The organism is Micromonospora sp. NPDC003776, from assembly GCF_053605645.1.
On the sequence record NZ_JBSGJR010000645.1, the window covers coordinates 1 to 3,579 of the forward strand.

3 protein-coding genes are annotated in these 3,579 nt (G+C 75.6%); all 3 read left to right on the top strand.

The window, feature by feature from the left end; all coding sequences use genetic code 11:
* Positions 1–83 precede the first annotated feature (83 nt).
* The 3 genes from ACWEVO_RS32565 to ACWEVO_RS32575 are packed head-to-tail and all read left to right on the top strand — an operon-like array spanning position 84 to position 3,513.
* Positions 84–2,606, top strand: coding sequence for a sensor histidine kinase (locus tag ACWEVO_RS32565; RefSeq protein ID WP_452311280.1), 2,523 nt, complete (start codon positions 84–86; stop codon positions 2,604–2,606).
* Positions 2,603–3,067, top strand: coding sequence for a roadblock/LC7 domain-containing protein (locus ACWEVO_RS32570; protein WP_452311281.1), 465 nt, complete (start codon positions 2,603–2,605; stop codon positions 3,065–3,067). Before ACWEVO_RS32565 ends, ACWEVO_RS32570 begins: the two co-directional genes overlap by 4 nt.
* Positions 3,064–3,513: a DUF742 domain-containing protein gene (locus ACWEVO_RS32575; protein WP_452311282.1), complete on the top strand. Its 450-nt coding sequence runs from the start codon at positions 3,064–3,066 to the stop codon at positions 3,511–3,513. The genes ACWEVO_RS32570 and ACWEVO_RS32575 overlap by 4 nt, the downstream gene beginning before the upstream one ends.
* Positions 3,514–3,579: the final 66 nt, after the last annotated feature.

The following is a 3,579-nucleotide window of genomic DNA, read 5'->3' on the forward strand; positions in this document are numbered from 1 at the left end:
CCGGCCGCCGGTGCCCGGGGACGGGCAGCTGGAGCCGCTCGGCGTGGGCGGGAGCGGCGAACCCGCGCGGTGGAGGCCCTTCGATGCTGCTCGGTAGGCTCCGGATCCGGGGCAGGCTCGCCCTGCTGGTGATCATCCCGCTGCTCAGCATGGTCGGGCTGGCCGTGCCGGTGGTCCTGGACCGGGTGTCGGCCGCCCAGCGCGCCGCCGACACCGCGGACACCGTCCGCACGGCCGGCCGGATCGGCAGCCTGGTGCAGGATCTACAACAGGAGCGGCTGCTCTCGGTCGGGCTGCTGCTCGGCCGGGTGACCCGAACCGAGCTGATCCAGAAGTCCGCCGCCGTCGACGACCGGGTCGCCGACCTCCGGGCCGGGCCGCTGCCGGGTCCGGTCGCCGCCGCCCTCGGCCGGGTACGCGAGCTGGCCGACCTGCGTACCGCCGTGCTCGCCGGCCGGGCCACCCCGGCCCGGATCGTGGAGTCGTACGGCGCGGTCGACCTGGCGCTGATCGAGGCGCTGCGCCTGCCGTTCCAGGTGGACACCACCACCCCGGCCGGGCGGCAGGTGCTGGCGCTGGACGCGCTGCTGCGCGCGGACGAGGGGCTGGGCGCCTGCGCCACGCTGATCGTGCTGGTCAAGGCGACCGGCGACGCCACGACGGCCGCCGCCTACATCGCCTGCATGTCGGCCCTGCAGGTGGACAACCAGCGGTTCCGGAAGCTGATCACGCCGGAGCAGTACCAGCTGGCCATGCTGGACGACGCGGCGGTGGCGGCCCGGACCAGCCCGACCTTCCTCACCGACAGCGTCCGGAACCCGGTCGCGGCGATCGCGGCGGTGCCGCTGGACGCGCTCTTCCCGTCGGTCCGCTCGATGATCACCCTCGGCCAGTTCGTGGAGAAGAAGATCGTCGCGGACGTGCTCGCCGAGACCGGCACCGAGCAGCGGGAGGCACTGACCGCCGCCTGGCTGGTCGGCGCGGCGGCCGGGCTGATCCTGCTCATCATGGTGCTGCTCAGCATGGCCGTGGCCCGCACGGTGGCCCGGCCGCTGACCCGGCTCACCCGCTCCGCCGACCGGGTGGCCCGGGTCGCCGAGGCCGAGCTGACCCGGGTGGTCGACGACGAGGCCGAATCGGTGCCGCCGGTCCGCCTCGACCCGGTCGACGTCGGCGCCCGGGACGAGATCGGCGACCTGGCCCGCGCCTTCGAGCGGGTGCAGCGCACCGCGGCTCGGCTGGTGGAACGGCAGGTGGCCGGCCGGCGCAACGTGGCGCAGATGTTCGGCCACGTCGGCCGCCGTACGCAGAACCTGGTGGGCCGGCAGATCGCCCTGATCGACCGGCTGGAACGGCAGGAGACCGACCCCGGCCGGCTGGAGCATCTGTACCGGCTGGACCACATCTCCAGCCGGCTGCGTCGCAACGCCGGCAGCCTGGTGGTGCTCTCCGGTTCGGCGGGCACGGAGGGGCACGTCGCACCGGTGCCGCTCGCCGACGCGGTCCGCCTCGCGCTCGGTGAGATCGAGGACTACACCCGGGTCGATGTGCAGGTCCCGCCCGGCGTGTCGGCCGCGCCGGCGATCGTGGGCGACCTGGTGCTGGCGCTGGCCGAGCTGATGGAGAACGCCACCGTCTTCTCGCCGCCGCACACCCGGGTGGTGGTGGCCGGCGAGCTGACCGACGGCGGCGCCCGGCTCCGCGTGGTGGACCGGGGCATCGGCATGACCGGGGACCGCCTCGCCGAGGAGAACACCCGGCTCACCCGCCGGGAACGGCTCGACCTGGCCCCGACCGAGGTGCTCGGGCTCTTCGTGGTGGGCCGGCTGGCCCGCCGGCACGGCTGGACCGTGGACCTCGCGCCGACCGCCGGTGGTGGGGTGACCGCCCGGCTGGAGATCCCCGCCGCCCTGCTGGTGATCCGCCGGCCGGACCGGGCCGGCGTCACCGTCGCGCGGGCCACCGTGCCGTCCCGGGACCGGCGGTCCCCCGCCGAGCCGGTCCGCGCCGCCGCCCTCCCCGCCGTCGACGAGCACCGGCCGTTCGACCCGGTGCTGCTCAGCCGGGCCACCCGCAGCATCGAGGCCGGACAGTCCTGGAACGCCTTCGGTGCCGGGCCCGAGCCGGCGGCCGCCGAGGGCGATCCCCCGGCCGGACCGCCACCCGCCGCGCCTCCGGCCCCGACCGGACCGCCACCCGCCTGGCCGACCGCCGCCGCAGCGGCCGCCCCCGCCGGGCCGCTGATCCGGCAACGGGTGCCCGGGGCGAGCCTGCCCCCGAGCGGGCCGGCCGTCGGACCGGTGGACGCCACCACCGCCGACCCGGCCACCGTCCGTGCGCTGGTCGAGGCGTTCCAGGACGGCGTACGCCGGGCCGAGGGCGACCCCGGGACGGCCCCGCCCACCCCCGGCCGGCCCCGGCTCAGCCGGCGCGTGCCGGGGGCGAACCTGGCCGTCTCCCCGTTCCAGGCGGCGCCCCCGACCAGCCCGCACCCGGGAGATCCGGGCGAGGTCCGCAACCTCATCACCGAATTCGAGGCGGGCGTCGCCCGCGCTCTGCGCGAAGTCAGTCCAGACCACCGTTACGAAGAGGACCCATCACGGTGACCAGCCCCTTCCTGCACGACAACGTCGACCGGAGCACCACCGGGGAGCTCAGCCCGGAGGCGCGCACCTTCAACTGGCTGCTCGACTCGTTCACCTCCAGCACCGCCGGGGTCATGGAGGCGATCGCGGTCTCCTCCGACGGGCTGCTGATGGCCATGTCCGCCATCAAGGACCGGTCCAACGCGGAGCGGCTCGCCGCGGTGGTCTCCGGCATGACCAGCCTCGCCGGGGGCGCCGCGAGCTGGTACGCCCTGGGTGGCCTGAACCGGGTGATCGTGGACATGGCCGACGGCTACCTGCTGATCAGCGCGATCAGCAGCGGTTCGGTGCTCGGGGTGGTCGCCGACCGCTCCGCCAACCTCGGCACCGTGGCGTACGAGATGACGCTCTTCGCGGGCCGGGCCGGCGGGACCCTGAGCCCCAAGCTGATCGCCGAACTGAAGAACGCCGTCCAGCAATGATCCCGGAGCTGGCCGGCGAGGATCCGGACCCGGAACCTCGGGCCCGGATCCGCCCGTACCTGCGCTCGCCCTCCGCCGGGGGCGGGGCGGACGACGCGGGCGGGGAACCGCCCGGCCCGCGACCGTTCGTGCTCACCGCCGGCCGGGTGGCCGGTGACCCGGCGATCGGCCTGGAGACGCAGGTGACCGCCCGGCCGGAGAGCGGCTCGTGGGCGGTGCTCACCGGGCTCGCGCCGGAACTCCAGGCGATCGTCGCGCTCTGCGCCGACCCGATCTCGGTCGCCGAGCTGTCCGCCCGGACCCGGATGCACTTCGGCGTGACCCGGGTGCTGGTCGGCGACCTGCGGGCCGCCGGTCACCTGGACGTGCACGTCGGGGACGTCGACGACGCCCTCCATCCCGACATCATCCTGCGAGTGATTGATGGACTTCGTGCGATCTCCTGACTGGCCGGCCTCCGCCGCGGGCGGACCGGCCGCGAACAGCGCCGCCGCCCGGTACGCCGGTCCCGC

What these genes read in the sequence shown, in the direction of transcription:
- ACWEVO_RS32565 (WP_452311280.1), top strand. Translation starts at nt 84, where the DNA reads ATGCTGCTCGGTAGGCTCCGGATCCGGGGCAGGCTCGCCCTGCTGGTG.
- ACWEVO_RS32575 (WP_452311282.1), top strand. Translation starts at nt 3,064, where the DNA reads ATGATCCCGGAGCTGGCCGGCGAGGATCCGGACCCGGAACCTCGGGCC.